We start from the raw sequence: 16846 nt of genomic DNA on the forward strand, positions 1-16846 counted from the left end.
AAGTCCCGTCCCGCCGTCCGTTCAGTGACGGGACCAGCGCAGCGTCAGCGTCCCGTCCCCGCCGAGCTCGGGCTCCACCTGCGTGCCGAACGCGCGCCCGGCCCGGCTCAGGACCTCGCACAGCCAGCCGGAGTCCCTCGCCGAGGCGGGGTGGAGCCGCATCCGGCGGGCCTGCATCGGGACGATCCGCAGCGCGGCCAGTGCCCCCGACTCCGCGTCCAGGGACGGGAAGTACAGCAGCCGCAGGTCGTCGCGGTAGCGCTCGTAGCCGGAGATGCCTTCGTAGTCGTCGATGAGGTCGCCGCAGCCGTACAGGATGAGCTTCCCCCGGTAGACCTGGATCGGCCGCGGATGGTGCGAGGAATGACCGTGGACGAGATCCACTCCGCCGTCGATGAGCCGGTGGGCGAACGCGCTCTGGCTCTGTGAGACCCCGTATCCCCAGTTCGAGCCCCAGTGGATGGAGACGACGGTCAGATCGCCGGGCTCGCGCACGGCCCGCAGCCGCCGTACGAGCGCGTCGGCGCTGCGGGCGGAGAGATCGGGGACGAAGTCGACGCCCGGCCGGCTCTCGCCCGCCGCCCAGCGGGACGGGATGCCTGCGGACGCCATCCCGCAGGACAGGACGAGCACCCGCCCGCCCGCCTTCGTCGGCACCGGGACGGGCCGCTGCGCCTCGTCCCTGTTCCGCCCGGCCCCGGCCGACCGCAGACCGGCACGGCTCAGCGCCGCCAGGGTCTCCTCCAGACCGCGCCGCCCGAAGTCGAGCACATGGTTGTTGGCCAGCGCACAGACATCGGGCCGCGCGGCCGCCAGACACGGAACGTTGTCGGGGTGCATCCGGTACGTCACCGCCTTGCCCTGAGCGAACTCGTCACTCGTCGTGACACTGCTCTCCAGGTCGATCACTCGCACATCGGGCGCGAACCGGTCGAGCACGTCCAGCGCGGCGCCCCAGGGCCAGGCGTAGTCCACGGGCTGTGGAATCGCCCCGTTCACGGCCTCCGCGAGCGCCACATAGTCGCGGGCGTCCCGGATGTAACCCTCGCGCAGCGTGGGATCACCGGGGTGCGGAAGGATCTGGTCGACGCCCCGGCCCGACATGACATCGCCGCTGAGGAACAGCGACACGAGGGCCCGGCCGCTCATGGGTGCCATTTTCCCACCTGCGGCTCTGCGCGGCTCCGAGCCGATCAATCGTCAACACTTCAACCAGCTGTTCGGCGCTGCCGGCGTGCTGCCGGCCCGGGCCCCGCGCCCCACGGGACCTGCGGTGGAGAGCGGAGAGCCCCTCAGAGCTCCAGGCCGTAGGCGAGCAGCCTCAAGCCGGGCACGGGCTCCCAGTCGCGCTCCGGGGTCCGCACGAAGCCGATCCGCTCGTATATGCGGTGCGCGGCGTGCATGGCTCCCTGCGTCGACAGCATGAGCTGCCGACAGCCCTCGATATCGCGCGCCCGCGCGGTGCAGGCCCGGACGAGGGCCTCACCCGCGCCCCGGCCACGAGCGCGCCGCGAGACGGCGAGCATCCGGAACTCGGCCTCGCCCTCCCCCGCGACATCCGCGAAGGGCCCGCCGTCCCCCACGAACGTCACTCCGCCCAGGATCGTCCCGTCCTGGTCCACGGCGACGAGCACCTCGGCGGCGCGCGCCCGGGCGGCGACGTCCCGCAGTACGCGCAGATACGCGTCGTGCTCGCCCGAGGTGAGCAGTCCGTCCCCGAGGTAGGCCTGTGCGGTGATCTCGCCGAGCTCCTCGTACTCCTCGGGCTCGGCGCGCCTGACGGTGATGTCCATACCAGGCAGTGTGCCGCACGGGTCTGACAGCGGGACTCGGACCGGGCAGTTCAGCCCAGCAGCTCGACGGCCGCCGTACGCAGCAGCAGTGGATGTACGAAGCGGTCGGCCGCGGCGGGCGGGAATCGCCAGGCCAGCGGCCAGGTCGGACCTTCGAGCGCGGGTACGGGTACGTAACCGGCGGACCCCATGGGCGAGTTGTACCGGGTCACTCCGCGCGGCCAGGGGCGGTTGACCGTACTGGCCGCCGGGAGGAGGAAGTACACGCCCCGGCAGCCGTTGGCCTCGGTGACGACGGGGCCGGGATCGCCGCCTGTCATGCGGTGCATCAGGTCGGCCAGCCGGCGTCCGTCGTCGCCGTCGACACGTACCGCGTCGAAATGCACGCCGGCCTTTCGGAGCTGGAATCCGGAATCGGGAATCCAGTCGATGCTCGCCCCGCGAGTTTGCGCATTCACAACTCCAGTCTGACCACCTGCGGTTAGCGTTTTCCATGACCCGGGCGGGCCCGTCGCACCCCCTTTGACCTGCGTCAAGGTCCGTCGATACGGGTCGAGTTCGGCGGGGCCGGGTAGTGACCGGTTGAGACCGGTTGAGTCAGAACGGGATCGCAATGGCGCGAGCGGAAAACAAGGAATCGGCGAGTCCGACAGCGCGACTGGTGGCGGACGTGGCGCGAAAGCTCCGCGTGCGAAAGGGATGGACGCAGGAACAGCTCGGCAGGGAGATGGGCTTCTCGGCCGCGGCGGTGAGCGCGATGGAGACGTGTGCGCAGCCGGCTAGCGACGAGATGCTCGTCAAGCTGGAGCAGGTGCTCGGGGACGGGCTGGAGATCTTCGAGCAGGCGCGGGTGTACATGCGGATGGAGAAGTATCCGCCGCAGTTCAAGGACTACGTATTGGTGGAACAGAAGGCGCTGGTGCTGCGCCTGTACGCGACGTTCGTCGTCCACGGCCTCTTCCAGACGGAGGAGTACTCGCGAGCACTCATCGGGGGCGGGTACCCGCCACTGCCCGAGCACCGGGTGGAGGAGCTGGTGGAGGCGCGTATGGCGCGCAAAGCACTGTTCGACCGAGTACCGGTGGCGACGATCGAGCTCGTACTGGAGGAGTCCGCACTCAAGCGGCCGATCGGCGATGACGAAATCATGCGGAAGCAATTGCTGCATCTCGCCGAGTGCGCGGAGCGGCGCAATGTCACGCTTGAGGTGCTACCGATGAACTGTGGACTCGGCGGCGAGCACGCGGGCGACCGGGGCGAGATGAACCTCATCGAAACCCCCGAGCACGACCACCTCGTCTACCTGGAACCTCAGGACGAGAGCCTGCTGATCAGGGACCCAGGAAAGGTCAGTACGTACGCCCAGCGGTATGCGAGGATCCGAGCACAGGCCCTGGATCCCCGGGAATCACTGGGCCTCATCGAGCAGTTGGCGGGAGAGCAGAGATGAGCGAGAGCCTGCGGTGGTTCAAGTCCAGCTACAGCGATGACAGCGGCGGCAGCTGCGTCGAGGTCGCCATCGACCAGCGCACGTCGTCGCACACCATCCACCTCCGCGACTCCAAGTCCACCGACGGCCCCACCTTCGCCGTGGCACCCATCGCCTGGTCGACGTTCCTCGACTGGGCGAAGTGACCGACGACGAGCTGCTGGCGCAGCGCTTCGAGGAGCATCGGTCTCATCTTCGGGCGGTGGGATACCGCATGCTCGGCTCGTTGAGCGAGGCCGATGACGCCGTCCAGGAGGCGTGGTTGCGGCTCAGCCGCTCGGACGCGGATGCCGTGGAGAACCTGGGCGGCTGGCTGACGACGGTGGTGGGCCGCGTATGCCTGGACATGCTGCGGTCGCGTACGTCGCGCCGTGAGGACCCGCTCGACGTCTACGTGCCCGATCCGGTCATCAGTGGCCTCAGCGGCACCGACCCGGAGGCCGAGGCGCTGGTCACCGATTCCGTGGGCCTCGCGATGCTCGTCGTCCTCGACACGCTCGCGCCCGCGGAGCGGCTGGCCTTCGTGCTGCACGACATGTTCGCCGTGCCGTTCGACGAGATCGCGCCGATCGTGGGCAAGTCGGTCGCGGCGACGCGGCAGCTCGCGAGCCGCGGGCGGCGGCGGGTGGGCGAGGCGCCCGTACCGGACCCCGATCTGGCGCGGCAGCGCGAGGTCGTGGACGCGTGGATCGCGGCGTCGCGCGGCGGCGACTTCGACGCCCTGCTGTCACTGCTCGACCCGGACGTGGTCCTGCGGGTGGACGGCGGCGTCCTGGCGGCGACCACGACGAAGCTGGTCCACGGCGCGGAGAACGTCGCCGGCCAGGCGATGACGTACCAGCGCTTCGCCCCGCTCGCGCGCGTCGTCCTCGTCAACGGCACGGTGGGCATGGTCGCGGCGCCCGAGGGCAAGGCGCTCTCGGTCATGTCCTTGGCCATCGTGGGCGGCAAGGTCGTCCGGATCGACATCCTCACCGACCCGGAACGACTGGCACGTCTGGACCTGGCGGCCCTGGGCGACTGACATGTGGCGGCGTGCCCCTTTCGGCCATACGGTCGAAAGGGGGCATTCCGCGTCGCGGCGGCAGCCCGTTCTGCAGCTCACCGACGCCTTCCGGTGTGGAACCAGGTCGTAGGAAGGGCGAGCACGATGGGTAGCGTGACCACTCAGGACGGCACCAAGATCTTCTACAAGGACTGGGGTCCGCGCGACGGCCAGGCGATCGTCTTCCACCATGGCTGGCCGCTCAGCGCCGACGACTGGGACAACCAGATGCTGTTCTTCCTCGGGCACGGCTATCGGGTGATCGCCCACGACCGACGCGGCCACGGGCGCTCCAGTCAGACCGCGACCGGTCATGAGATGGACACCTACGCCGCCGATGTGGCGGCGCTGACGGACGCGCTCGATCTGCAAGGGGCCGTCCACATCGGCCACTCGACCGGCGGCGGAGAGGTCGCACGCTACGTGGCCCGCGCCAAGCCGGGCCGCGTGGGGAAGGCGGTGCTCGTCAGCGCCGTTCCGCCGATCATGGTCAAGACGGACGCCAATCCCGGGGGACTGCCGATCGAGGCCTTCGACGAGATGCGCGCGGCTCTGGCCGCCAATCGCTCGCAGTTCTTCATCGAACTTCCGACGGGTCCGTTCTACGGCTTCAACCGGCCCGGCGCGAAGGTGTCGCAGGGGTTGATCGACAACTGGTGGCGGCAGGGGATGACGGGCGCGGCCAACGCCCACTACGAGTGCATCAAGGCGTTCTCCGAGACCGACTTCAACGACGACCTCGCGGCGATCGACGTCCCGGTCCTCGTCGCCCACGGCACCGACGACCAGATCGTGCCGTACGCGGACGCGGGCCCGTTGTCGGCCGAGATCCTGAAGAACGGCACCCTGAAGAGCTACGAGGGACTCCCCCACGGCATGCTGTCGACCCACCCGGAGATCCTCAACCCGGACCTGCTGGCGTTCATTCAGGCGTGAGTCCGTGACGACCCCCTGTGTGAACAGGGACGCTTCAACGGGACGGCCACAGGCCGCCAAAGGCTGCCCAGGAGGCGGAAAGAAGCGGGGCACCACGGTTCGTGACCGTGGTGCCCCCGCCTTGTGCATCACGCTAAGGCTCAGCAGTACAGGTTGCCGCCCGTCGGGACGCCCAGGATCTGCGCGAAGCGCGTGTAGTTGTCGACCCGGCTCTGGACCTGCGCCGGGTTCTTGCCGTCGCATTCCAGCGAGCCGTTGATCGAGCGGATCGAGTGGCCGAAGCCGGCCTGGTTGACCATCGCGTTGTGGCCGGTCATCGTGCCGGGGCCGCTCTGCGTGTTCCAGTACCAGAGTCCGGTCTTCCAGGCGACGGCCGCGTCCTGCTCGACGCGCCAGGGGTTGCCCAGCAGGTCGATGCCGAGTGCGTCACCCGCGGCCTTGTAGTTGAAGTTCCAGCTGAGCTGGATGGGGCCACGGCCGTAGTACGCGGCTTGGCCGGCCGGGCAGCCGTAGGGCTGGCTCCAGTCGCAGTAGTGCGGGTAGTTCGCGGTGTTCTGCTCGACGATGTGGACCAGGCCGCCCGTCTCGTGCGAGACGTTCGCGAGGAAGGCCGCGGCCTCCTGCTTCTTGACCGTGTCGCTGCCGGTGTTGGCGAAGGCCGGGTAGGCGCTCATGGCCGTAGTCAGCCCGCTGTACGTGTAGAACGAATTCCGGTTCGGGAACATCTGGTTGAACTGCGCCTCGCTGACGACGAAGCCCGAGGGGTCCGGGTTGCCGCCACCGCCGCAGCTGCCCTGGTCGGCCCAGACATCGGCGGAGCCGGGGGTCTCGTTCTGGGTCCACCACTTGGCCAGCCAGTTGTGGCCGTTGTGGGAGGCGGTCATGCCCCCGGTGTAGACGGAGGAGGAGTTCCAGGGCGCGGAACACTCGGCCGCGGACGCGGTCGAGGGAACGAAGACCGCGAGCCCGAGTACCGCCGCGAAGGCGGCGAGCAGGGTGAGAATGCGTCGTGACAACGTTATCGACCTTTCCCTGTGGGGGGATGTGGGGGAAGCAGGGGTGCTCAGGTGCAGGGGGTGCTCAACGTGCGTTGCCATGGGGCGTGTTGAGCACTGAACCGGGAATGGTCTGGACCTGTCAAGGGTCTAGACCATGATTGTCGAAGTGGCCCAGGCCGGAGGCGGTCCCGGCATGAGGCCGGGGGCGGTCCCGGCAGGCGGAGGCCCTACGTCCCGAACGTGCGGTGTGCGAAGATCCGGACGTGGACCCGCTGACGCCCGAAGACCCGGCCCGCATCGGCCCGTTCCGCCTCCTCGGCCGGCTCGGCACCGGTGGCATGGGCCGGGTGTACCTGGCCCGTTCCGAGGGCGGACGCACGGTCGCCGTCAAGGTCGTGCACCCGCAACTCGCCGCGGAGCAGGAGTTCAGGCTGCGCTTCGCACGTGAGGTCGCCGCGCTGGAACGCGTCGGCGGCACCGGCACCGCGCCCGTGATCGGCTCCGACACGGCCACCGACCCTCCGTGGGTGGCGGTCGCCTACGTACCCGGGCCGGCGCTGAAGACCGTCGTGGACGAGGAGGGACCGCTGCCGCCGGACTCGGTGCGCACCCTCGCCGCCGGGCTCGGACAGGCGCTGGAGCACATCCACGCCGCCGGGCTCGTGCACCGCGACCTGAAGCCGTCCAACATCCTGCTGGCCGTGGAAGGCCCGCGGATCATCGACTTCGGGATCGCGCGCGCCGTGGACACCGTCACCGACGGGGGCCTCACCAGCACGGGCGCGGTCGTCGGTTCGCCCGGTTTCATGTCTCCCGAGCAGGTGCGCGGTGAGAAGGTCACCGCCGCCTCCGACATCTTCTGCATCGGGGCTGTGCTCGCGTACGCGGCCACCGGGCGGCAGCCGTTCGGCGCCTCCGACAGCGGCGTGCACGCGATCATGTTCCGGATCGCGCACGACGAACCGGACCTGCAGGGCCTGCCCGACGAACTGGGCCCGCTCGTCCGGGCGTGCCTCGACAAGGACCCCGCACTCCGCCCCACGGCCGCCCGGCTGGCGCAGGCCGCGCCCGTGTCCGGCGGCGCCTGGCTGCCGCCGGAGTTGCTGGCGCGGCTGGGTGAGCAGGCGGCGCGGCTGCTGGACGCGGAAACCCCGACGCAGGGCCTGCGCGCGCAGGACACGACGGGCGCCCCGGGCGCGCCCACGCCGGGCACCCAGGTCGACGGGCCGCCACGGTGGCGCCGTTGGCGTACCGTCCTCGCGGCCGGCTGCGCGGTGGCGGTTCTCGCGGGCGGTGGTGCGCTGGCCACCGCGTACTGGCCGGACCGGTCTCCCGAGTCGTACGAGCGGCCGCCCGGCGGCGCCACCGGCAGCGGCAGGACGGGCAAGACGCCCGGCCCGTCGGCCGGGGACGTCCCGGACGTCTTCGTCGGCGCCTGGGAAGGCGTGCTGAAAGGCAGCGACGACAGCCCCAAGTCGACCAGCCGTATCGAGATCAGCCAGGGCCGCAAGGGCAGCAAGACCGCCGTCTACGTCCAGGTCACCGGCGAACGGCTGTGCATGGGGCGGTCGGTCCTCGCCTCGGCGGACGACGACGCCATCGTCTTCGGCGAGAGCGACGTGACCACGAGCGTCCCGGCCGGGGAGTGCCTCCCCGCCGCACACCAGACGCTCACCATGCGCTCCCAGGACGTCATGCAATGGCGGTCCGGCGCCGTGACCGCCACGTTCCGCAGGGCGAGGACCGGCCCTCAGATCGTCCCCGCGGCCTTCGTGGGCACCTGGAAGCAGCACTTCGACGAGCTCGCCGGCGGCGATCAGAACGAGCTGTTCGACAACACCGTCACCATCACCCAGGGCCCGGTCGGCGCCCCGCTGGTCCGCTTCCAGGACTCGTACCCGAAGATGGACGAGACGACCGGGGAACCGCTCGAAGGCACCGTCAACTGCGCGAGCACGGCGATCCTGGGCGGCGTCGGCAGTCTGCTCGTCATCGGCCCGCGCGTGCCCGACCTCCGCGCCTCCGACGCCGACTGCGCACCGGACGGCGCCTCGCAGAGCCTGCGCATCGACCGCTTCAAGGGCAAGGAGCGGCTGCTCATGTACGGGATGGGGCCGGACGGGGAGCCCGGGGAGTACTTCCGCCGCTGAGCCGTCCCGTGTCCGGCGCGCTCTGAACCGGCACCTGGGACGTGCGCCTCCTGAACGCGCGGCGAACATCAGCCGACGGATCGCCCGGCCAGCCCCAACTCACCTCGCACGCACGTACGGTGACTGTCCGTGGAGTGGGTGAGCGCCGAGAACATCGTGGCCCTGGGTACCGCCGTGCTCGGCATCCTGGCCTCGGCCGGCGTGCTCTGGTACGAGCGCCGTGTCCCGAGCAGGAAGCGCATCGGGTACCGCATCCAGCTCGACACCCCGATCGGCAGCAACGTGCGCAACGGCCGGTCCAACATCCGGCTCGGGCTGTTCAACGACACCCCCGACATGTCCGACGGCACCCTCGTCCTGCTGCGCATCGAGAACGACGGCTCGCAGAGCATCGCGGACAACGACTACACGGGCCGTGAACTGCACGGCCTCACGGTCGACTTCACCGACCGCTTCGTGCGCGGCCTCGCCGTCACCCAGCCGTCCGGCGCGGACCATCTGGCGGAGCACTTCACGCCGGCCGCGGGGCTGCGGTTCGTCGGCAACACCCTCTACATCCCGCGCGTTCCGCTCAACCACGGCGAGCACTTCAAGCTGCTGGTGCTGCTCTCGGGCGGGCCGGTCGGCTGCGAGGTCCGGATCACGGGAGGCATCCGCGACGGCGAGGTGATGCCGAACCGCGCCATCCTGCCCGACGACAAGACCCCGCTGTTCAGCACGGCGGCCCGCAACATCACGGTGCTGCTGACCGCCTGTGTCGTCGCGCTCGCCGCGATCATCGTCGTACGGGACGACACCCGGCCGCCGATCGGCTGCGCCAAGGGCGAGCTGACCATCACCGGGTCGACCGCTTTCGCGCCCGTCGCACGGGAGCTGGCGAAGAAGTACGAGAAGGACTGCGCGGGCTCGAAGATCACCGTGGACGCGCACGGCAGTGCCGCCGGGATACGGGAACTCGCCGAGCGCGGCGAGCAGACGGACAAGGGCTCCCCGCCGCTGATCGCGCTCTCCGACGGACCCAAACCGGGTGGCTTCGCGCAGCTGCGCGAGAACCGTGTCGCCGTCTCGGCCTTCGCCCTCCTCGTCAACGACAAGGTGCCGGTGAGGAATCTCGCCCTCGACGACATCCGCAGCATCTACGACGGAGAGATCACCGACTGGAGCGAGCTGGGCGGCCCGCCCCTCGGCATCCTCCTCGTCAGCCGTGATGCCAACTCCGGCACCCGCGAGGTCTTCCAGCGCCGCGTCCTCGGCGGCAACGAGCCGGCGAACTCCTCCCGCGACTGCCTCCACAAGGACGACCCCCGGGCGAAGGTCGTCCGCTGCGAACTCGACAGCACCGAACAGGTCCTGGCCACCGTGGCCAGGCTTCCCGGCGCGATCGGCTACAGCGAACTGCGCGGTGGCGCGGGCCTGAAGGGCGCCCACCGGCTCGACATCGACGGCGAGGCGCCGTCGGTCGAGACGATCGGCGCGAGCGCGTACCCGTACCGGGAGATCGAGTACGCGTACACCTACGGCCGGCCGCCGGCCGACTCGCTCGCGTCCAGCTTCCTCAACTACATGAGGCTGGGCGGCGGGCAGGACGTCATCACGACGCACGGGCATCTGCCGTGCGTGACGCCGAAGGGGCTGCGGGTCTGCGGCGAGGAGTGACCTCACCGCGGGACCCACAGCCCCTCCGTCGTGGCTACCCGCGCTCCTACAGGAACGAGTTGATCTCGATCGTCTCGGTACGGCCGGGGCCGACACCGATCGCCGAGATCGGCGCGCCCGACATCTCCTCCAGCGCCTTCACATAGCCCTGCGCGTTCTTCGGCAGGTCGGCGAAGGTCTTGGCCTTGGTGATGTCCTCGGACCAGCCCGGCAGGTACTCGTACACCGGCTTCGCGTGGTGGAAGTCGGTCTGGGAGTACGGCAGCTCCTCGACGCGCTTGCCGTCGATCTCGTACGCGACGCAGACCGGGATCTGCTCCCAGCCGGTCAGCACGTCCAGCTTGGTGAGGAAGAAGTCGGTCAGGCCGTTGACCCGGGTCGCGTAGCGGGCGATGACCGCGTCGAACCAGCCGCAGCGGCGGTCGCGGCCCGTGGTCACGCCCCGCTCGCCGCCGATGCGGCGCAGCGCCTCACCGTCGTCGTCGAACAGCTCTGTCGGGAACGGGCCGGCGCCGACGCGGGTCGTGTACGCCTTGAGGATGCCGATGACGCGGCTGATCTTGGTCGGGCCGACGCCGGCGCCGGTGCAGGCACCGCCCGCGGTCGGGTTGCTCGACGTCACGAACGGGTACGTGCCGTGGTCGACGTCGAGGAGGGTGCCCTGGCCGCCCTCGAAGAGGACGACCTTGCCCTCGTCGATGGCGTCGTTCAGGATCAGCGTGGTGTCGGCGACGTACGGCTTGATCTGCTCCGCGTACTGGAGCATCTCCTCCACGATCCGGTCCGCCTCGATCGCGCGGCGGTTGAAGACCTTGGCCAGGAGCTGGTTCTTGTTCTCCAGCGCCGCCTCGACCTTCTGGGCCAGGATCGACTCGTCGTAGAGGTCCTGGACCCGGATGCCGACGCGGTTGATCTTGTCGGCGTACGTCGGGCCGATACCGCGGCCGGTCGTGCCGATCTTGCGCTTACCGAGGAACCGTTCCGTCACCTTGTCGAGCGTGACGTTGTACGGGGTGATCAGATGAGCGTTTCCGCTGATCAGGAGCTTGGACGTATCGACGCCGCGCTCGTTCAGCCCGCTCAGCTCGGAGAGCAGGACCGCCGGGTCGACGACGACTCCGTTGCCGATGACCGGGGTGCACCCCGGCGAGAGGATTCCGGAAGGGAGGAGGTGGAGCGCATACTTCTGGTCGCCGACGACAACCGTGTGGCCGGCATTGTTACCGCCCTGGTAACGCACCACGTAATCCACGGATCCACCGAGGAGGTCGGTGGCCTTTCCCTTGCCTTCGTCACCCCACTGAGCACCGAGCAGCACAAGTGCGGGCACAGGCGTACACCCCTTCCGGGCGGGGCATGTCCATGGTCAGGGGGCCTGAGCCGCCAACCCGGTGCCCCGGAATAGACCAAGCCCCTGGCGCAATAGCGCAAGGGGCTCTTGCACAAAGATGCTACCCGAGGAAGGACCGAGGTGTCGGCTCACGACCAGCTCCTGGTGGTCATCGACCCGGTCGCCCGCCGTTTCGACGGCGAGTCCGTTCGGATCGTGAAGGATGTGTTGTGTGCCGGGTCGGCGGCGAAGATCTGCCTGCCCGACGGGCCCGAGGAATTTTCCCGGGCGCTGGCCAGGAGGGGTTCGCGGCGGCCCGTCGTGGTCGGCGACGACCGTGCGCTGCTGCGTGCCGTGGGCCTTCTGCACCGGGCGCGGGAGCTGGCCGACGACGCCCTCTCGCTCGTACCGGTAGGGGCCGCGCCGTCCGTGGAACTGGCACGGACGCTGGGCGTGCCGACGGGTGCGGTGGCGGCCGCGCGGGCGGTGCTCGACGGCGCCGCGCACCCGCTCGACCTGCTCGTCGACGACAGCGACGGGGTGGTGCTGGGAGAACTGCGCGTTCCGGCCACGCCGACGGCGGCGGGCCCCGGTGCGGCCGCGGCCGGTGGCCCCGCGGGGGTGGCGGGCTCGGTGTGGGACACCTGCCGGTCCCTGGTCCGCACCCTGGTGCGGCCCGCCCCGCCCGTGCCGCCGCTCGCGCGCACGCACCGGCTGCGGGTGGAGGCGGACGGGGTGTTGCTGAGCGATCTGGACGAGCCGGTCGAGGACGTACGGGTACGGACGGCCGAGGGCGCCGTCGAGGTGAGCGTGCGCCGCCCGTCCGCCGAGGAGCCCCTGCGCACCCTCGCCAAGGTCGTCACCGTCTCGGGCCCGAGCTTCCGCTACCGCGCGGACGCCGTGATCACGGGCCCGGTCAGACAGCGCACGTGGACGCTGCGGCCGAAGGCGTGGTCGCTGACGCTTCCGGTGGTGGCGCCGCCCGGGTAGTCACGAGCCGCCCGGGTAGTCACGAGGGGAAGTGCTCGCTGCGGTGCGCCCGCCAGCGCTCCATCATCTCGACGAGCTCGCCCTGGATGAAGTCGAAGAAGGCGATGGTCTCCGCCAGCCGACGCCCGGCCGGGGTGTCGGCGCCGAGGCCGGCCACGCCCTCGCGCAGGGAGTCCGACCACCGCTTCAGGATCGCGTCACGGTTGGTCAGCGCCTCGTACCACTGGTCGCTGTGCACGCGGTAGCGCTCCCGTCGTGAACCGGGCTCGCGCTCGCGCGACACCATGTGCACCTGGGAGAGGTAGCGCACCGCGCCGGAGACCGCGGCGGGGCTGACCTGGAGCTGTTGCCCCAGCTCGGCGGAGGTCAGCGCGCCGGAGTCTGAGGCGAGCAGCGCGGCGAAGACCCGTGCGGGCATGCGCGTCATCCCGGCTTCGACGAGCTGCGCGGCGAAGCTCTCCACGAATCGCGAGACCGCCTCTTCGTCCCTCGCCTTGTCGGTCATCTGCGTCATCCCTGGATCATCTCCCCTGCTCACCGGCCCGCCGCCCAGTTTATACGCTTCCTTAACTTCACAAATTTGTGAAGCTAGCGTACGTTCTGAATCATGACGAAGGCAATCACGGTCGCCGGACTGCACAAGTCGTTCGGGCGTACCCACGCACTGGACGGCCTCGACCTCGCGGTCGAGACCGGTGAGGTCCACGGTTTCCTCGGCCCCAACGGCGCCGGCAAGTCGACCACCATCCGGGTCCTGCTGGGCCTGCTGCGTGCCGACTCCGGCGCCGCCCAGCTGCTCGGCAGGGACCCCTGGAAGGACGCGGTCGAGCTGCACCGGCGCGTCGCGTACGTACCCGGCGACGTGACGCTGTGGCGCAACCTCTCCGGCGGCGAGGTCATCGACCTCTACGGCCGGCTGCGCGGCGGCCTCGACAGGACGCGGCGCGGCCGCCTCATCGAGCGGTTCGAACTCGACCCGACCAAGAAGGGGCGTACGTACTCCAAGGGCAACCGGCAGAAGGTCGCCCTCGTCGCCGCCTTCGCCTCCGACGTCGACGTGCTCATCCTCGACGAGCCGACGAGCGGTCTCGACCCGCTGATGGAGGAGGTCTTCCAGAGCTGCGTCGCCGAGGAGCGCGACCGCGGCAGAACGATCCTGCTCTCCAGCCATGTGCTCAGCGAGGTCGAGGCGCTCTGCGACCGGGTCAGCATCATCCGCAAGGGCGTCACCGTGGAGAGCGGCTCGCTCGCCGACCTGCGCCATCTGACCCGTACCAGCGTGAGCGCGGAACTCGTCGGCGCGCCCAACGGGCTGGCCCGGCTGCCCGGCGTGCACGACCTCGACATCCAGGGAAAGCGGGTCAGGCTCCAGGTCGACACGGACAAGCTGAACGCCGTGCTGCGCTCGCTCACCGAGTCGGGCGTCAGGTCGCTGACCAGCACGCCGCCCACGCTGGACGAGCTGTTCCTCCGTCACTACCAGGACGACGTACGCACGGAAGAGGCGATGGCACGATGACCGCCGTAGCGGAGGCCGGCACCTTCGCCGTGCGCGGCGGAGGTTCCCGGCCGCTGGCCGGCACGGGGGCGTTGCTCAGGCTCGCCCTGCGCCGTGACCGGCTCATGCTCCCGATCTGGGTGATCGTGATCGCCGTGATGGTCGTCAGCGGGGTCGGCTCGCTCGAGACGCTGTACGACACCGAGGCGAAGCGGTCGCAGCTCGCCGCGTCGATGGCCGCGAACAGCTCGATGCGCAGCATGTACGGACCGGTGTTCGACCACGGCATCGGCGGTCTCGTCGCCTGGCGGTTCGGCACCTTCGCCGCCGTGCTCGCCGCGGTGATGAGCCTGATCATCGTCGTACGGCACACGCGCGAGGAAGAGGAGACGGGCCGTCAGGAACTGCTGTCGTCGGCGATGGTCGGCCGACGGGCGCCGCTGACCGCGGCGCTGCTGACCGCGGTGATCGCCAACGCCGCGGTCGCACTGATGGTCACCGCGGGTCTGTCCGGGCTGGGCGCGGGCGGTGCGCTCGCGCTCGGCCTCGCGATCGGCGGGACCGGCGTGCTGTTCGCCACGATGGCGGCGATCGCCGCCCAGCTGAGCGAGAGCGCCCGGCTCGCCAAGGGACTGACGTCCGGGGTCCTCGGGCTGGCCTTCGTCCTGCGGGCTTCCGGGGACGCGGGCACGGCAGACGGGTCGTCCGTGCTGACGTGGCTGTCGCCGATCGGCTGGGCCGAGAACGTACGGGCCTTCGCCGACGAGCGCTGGTGGGTGATCCTGCTGATCGCCGCGGCGGTGGCCGGGCAGTGCGTCGTCGCGTTCACCCTGGCCGGGCGACGCGACGTCGGCATGAGCTTCCTGCCCACCCGCCCGGGTCCGGCCGAGGGCCGGATCGCGACGGCCGGCGGCCTCGCCCGGCGGCTCCAGCGCGCCACCCTCCTCGGCTGGGCGGCGGGCTTCCTGCTCGCCGGGATCGTCTTCGGCGGCATGGCGAGCGGTGCGGCCGATCTGGTCGGCGACAACGAGCAGGCCAGGGAGATCTTCCAGCGGATGGGCGGGCAGGCGGCACTCACCGACGCCTTCCTGGCCGCGATGACCGGGATGTTCGGGATGATCGCCGCGCTGTACGCGGTGGCGTCGGTCCTGCGCATGCACGGCGAGGAGACGTCCCAGCGCGCCGAGCCGATCCTCGCGAACGCCGTGGGCCGTCTCCCGTGGGCGGCGGGCCACCTCACCATCGCCTTCGGCGGCGCCGCGCTCGTCATGCTCCTCAGCGGGGCCGGCATGGCAATCGGCCACGGCGGCGAACTCCCCGCCCTCCTGGGCGCCGCTCTGGTCCAGGTACCCGCGGTGTGGACGCTCGCAGCCCTCGCGCTACTGCTGTACGGAGCCTTCCCCAAGGCGGCCGTGGCGGCGTGGGGAGTGGCGGGGCTGTGCCTGGCACTCGGCTGGATCGGACCCGCGCTGAACCTGCCCCAGTCCGTGCTGAACCTCTCCCCCTTCGGACATCTGCCGAAGCTGCCGGGGCCTGAGATGTCGTGGACGCCGGTGGTGCTGCTGACGGCGCTGGCGGCGGGGCTGGCGGCGGCCGGTCTGGCGGGCCTGCGCCGCCGCGACCTCCAGACCTGACGTCCCGTTCCCCGGACGCGCGGCGCCTTCACCTGTAGCGGAGCGGGGGCGCCGCGCCCGCACGTTCCAGGGCTCCGCCCAGGAGGGGTCCGGCCCGGATCCGGGCCCCGGTCACAGCTCGACGCGCAGCTCCCGTACCCCCCGGATCACGAAACCCGGCCCCCACTGCGGCTCCGACGCCAACCGCATCGACGGAGCCTGACGCAGCAACTCACCGAACACCGCGCCCAGCTCGACCCTCGCCAGCGGCGCGCCCAGGCAGTAGTGGATGCCCGCGCCGAAGGTGATGTGCGGGTTGTCGGGGCGGGCGAGGTCCAGTTCGTCCGGGCGCGCGAAGCGGGCGGGGTCGCGATTGGCCGAGCCGAAGAGCAGGGCGACCTCGGAGCCGCGAGGCACGACCGTGCCGCCGATCTCGATGTCGTCGAGGACCCAGCGTTCGAAGAGCTGGAGCGGGGTGTCGTACCGCATCAGCTCCTCGATGGCCGTGGGCAGCAGCGCGGGGTCGGCCCGCAGGGCGGCCAGCTGCTCCGGATGCCGGAAGAGCGTCCACCAGCCGTTCGCCGTCGTGTTGACGGTCGCTTCGTGCCCGGCGTTCAGGAGCAGCACACACGTGGAGACCATCTCCTGCTCGCTGAGCCGGTCGCCCTCGTCGTACGCGGCGATCAGTGCCGAGATCAGGTCCTGGCCGGGCTCCTTGCGCCGCTCGGCGATCAGCTCCCGCAGATACGCGGAGAATTCGAGCGACGCCCGCACGGCCCGCGCCGCGGTCTCCTCGGACGGGTTCAGCTCGTACATCCCGCAGATGTCCGCCGACCAGGGCCGCAGCGGGTCACGGTCGGCCTCGGGGATGCCGAGCATCTCCGCGATGACGGCGACCGGCAGCGGTTCGGCGACCTCCGCGAGGAGATCGCCCCCGCCGTTGCCGGCCAGCTTCCCCACCAGCCCGGCGGCCAGCCGCCGTACGGTCGGCTCCAGCTCCTGCACGGTCCGGGGCGTGAACGCCTTCGTCACCAGCCGCCGGATCCGCGTGTGGTCCGGCGCTTCGAGGTCCAGCAGCCCGTTGTCGTTCAGCGTGTGGAACGGCTCGTGCGCGGCCGGCGGCGGTGTACGCCCGAACTCCTCGTGGCTGAACCGGTGCAGATACGTCCGGCCGAGGCGACGGTCCCGCAGCAGGGCCGACACGTCGGCGTGGTGCGGCACGAGCCACTGCCTCGTCGGCTCGAACCAGTGCACCCGCCCCCGCGCACGCAGGTCCGCGTACGCGGGATACGGGTCCGCGACGAACGCGGGCGACCAGGGAGCGAACACAGGAGCATCCATACGCGGA

The 16846-nt window shown here is 70.6% G+C and carries 16 protein-coding genes; 9 read left to right on the forward strand and 7 right to left on the reverse strand.

All coding sequences use genetic code 11. The annotated features are described in order from the left end of the window. Positions 1–21: 21 nt before the first annotated feature. The 3 genes from ACIQMR_RS05090 to ACIQMR_RS05100 form a co-directional block, all read right to left on the reverse strand. Complete coding sequence (locus ACIQMR_RS05090) at positions 22–1149, reverse strand: CapA family protein (protein WP_401383027.1); 1128 nt, start codon at positions 1147–1149, stop codon at positions 22–24. A gap of 143 nt (positions 1150–1292) precedes the next feature. After that, on the reverse strand, positions 1293–1793 hold the full coding sequence (locus ACIQMR_RS05095) for a GNAT family N-acetyltransferase (RefSeq protein WP_401383029.1): 501 nt from the start codon (positions 1791–1793) through the stop codon (positions 1293–1295). 50 nt (positions 1794–1843) lie between these two features. After that, the gene (locus tag ACIQMR_RS05100) at positions 1844–2251 is read right to left on the reverse strand and encodes a hypothetical protein (protein ID WP_401383032.1); all 408 of its coding nucleotides are present in this window, start codon (positions 2249–2251) and stop codon (positions 1844–1846) included. Positions 2252–2406: 155 nt separating this feature from the next. On the opposite strand from ACIQMR_RS05100, the gene ACIQMR_RS05105 reads away from it, so the two are divergent. From ACIQMR_RS05105 to ACIQMR_RS05120, 4 genes are all read left to right on the forward strand, one after another. Further along, complete coding sequence (locus ACIQMR_RS05105) at positions 2407–3243, forward strand: Scr1 family TA system antitoxin-like transcriptional regulator (RefSeq protein ID WP_401383034.1); 837 nt, start codon at positions 2407–2409, stop codon at positions 3241–3243. Further along, positions 3240–3428 (forward strand): DUF397 domain-containing protein, encoded by a 189-nt coding sequence (locus tag ACIQMR_RS05110; protein WP_401383036.1) that lies wholly within the window; start codon positions 3240–3242, stop codon positions 3426–3428. Before ACIQMR_RS05105 ends, ACIQMR_RS05110 begins: the two co-directional genes overlap by 4 nt. Then, positions 3425–4306 (forward strand): RNA polymerase sigma factor SigJ, encoded by an 882-nt coding sequence (sigJ, locus tag ACIQMR_RS05115; protein WP_401383039.1) that lies wholly within the window; start codon positions 3425–3427, stop codon positions 4304–4306. The genes ACIQMR_RS05110 and sigJ overlap by 4 nt, the downstream gene beginning before the upstream one ends. Before the next feature lie 126 nt (positions 4307–4432). Then, positions 4433–5263: an alpha/beta fold hydrolase gene (locus tag ACIQMR_RS05120; protein ID WP_401383042.1), complete on the forward strand. Its 831-nt coding sequence runs from the start codon at positions 4433–4435 to the stop codon at positions 5261–5263. 140 nt (positions 5264–5403) lie between these two features. Here ACIQMR_RS05120 and ACIQMR_RS05125 read toward each other — a convergent pair whose 3' ends face one another. After that, complete coding sequence (locus ACIQMR_RS05125; protein WP_401383045.1) at positions 5404–6279, reverse strand: glycoside hydrolase family 19 protein; 876 nt, start codon at positions 6277–6279, stop codon at positions 5404–5406. 245 nt (positions 6280–6524) lie between these two features. Here ACIQMR_RS05125 and ACIQMR_RS05130 point away from each other — a divergent pair, with 245 nt between their 5' ends. Together ACIQMR_RS05130 and ACIQMR_RS05135 are read left to right on the forward strand one after the other, a co-directional pair. Continuing rightward, positions 6525–8411 carry a protein kinase gene (locus tag ACIQMR_RS05130; RefSeq protein ID WP_401383046.1) on the forward strand — a complete coding sequence of 629 codons (1887 nt, stop codon included), beginning with the start codon at positions 6525–6527 and terminating at the stop codon, positions 8409–8411. A 129-nt stretch (positions 8412–8540) separates the two neighbouring features. Beyond that, positions 8541–10067, forward strand: coding sequence for a substrate-binding domain-containing protein (locus ACIQMR_RS05135; RefSeq protein WP_401383049.1), 1527 nt, complete (start codon positions 8541–8543; stop codon positions 10065–10067). A 46-nt stretch (positions 10068–10113) separates the two neighbouring features. Here the strand turns inward: ACIQMR_RS05135 and ACIQMR_RS05140 are convergent, their stop codons facing one another. After that, positions 10114–11397, reverse strand: coding sequence for an adenylosuccinate synthase (locus ACIQMR_RS05140; RefSeq protein WP_401383051.1), 1284 nt, complete (start codon positions 11395–11397; stop codon positions 10114–10116). Between the two features lie 141 nt (positions 11398–11538). Between ACIQMR_RS05140 and ACIQMR_RS05145 the strand changes: the two genes are divergently transcribed. Then, complete coding sequence (locus ACIQMR_RS05145; RefSeq protein WP_401383054.1) at positions 11539–12387, forward strand: diacylglycerol kinase; 849 nt, start codon at positions 11539–11541, stop codon at positions 12385–12387. 19 nt (positions 12388–12406) lie between these two features. On the opposite strand, the gene ACIQMR_RS05150 is transcribed toward ACIQMR_RS05145, so the two are convergent. Next, entirely contained in the window at positions 12407–12901 is a 495-nt protein-coding gene (locus tag ACIQMR_RS05150) for a GbsR/MarR family transcriptional regulator (protein WP_401383056.1), read from the reverse strand. 93 nt (positions 12902–12994) lie between these two features. On the opposite strand from ACIQMR_RS05150, the gene ACIQMR_RS05155 reads away from it, so the two are divergent. Continuing rightward, a complete protein-coding gene (locus tag ACIQMR_RS05155) occupies positions 12995–13906 on the forward strand; it encodes an ATP-binding cassette domain-containing protein (protein WP_401383058.1) in 912 nt (303 codons plus the stop codon). Further along, positions 13903–15519, forward strand: a complete 1617-nt coding sequence (locus ACIQMR_RS05160) for an ABC transporter permease (protein WP_401383060.1) — start codon at positions 13903–13905, stop codon at positions 15517–15519. The genes ACIQMR_RS05155 and ACIQMR_RS05160 overlap by 4 nt, the downstream gene beginning before the upstream one ends. Before the next feature lie 111 nt (positions 15520–15630). Here ACIQMR_RS05160 and ACIQMR_RS05165 read toward each other — a convergent pair whose 3' ends face one another. Further along, entirely contained in the window at positions 15631–16839 is a 1209-nt protein-coding gene (locus ACIQMR_RS05165; protein ID WP_401383063.1) for a cytochrome P450, read from the reverse strand. Between the last annotated feature and the right edge of the window lie 7 nt (positions 16840–16846).

The organism is Streptomyces sp. NPDC091376, assembly GCF_044757085.1.
GTDB classification, from domain to species: domain Bacteria; phylum Actinomycetota; class Actinomycetes; order Streptomycetales; family Streptomycetaceae; genus Streptomyces; species Streptomyces pratisoli.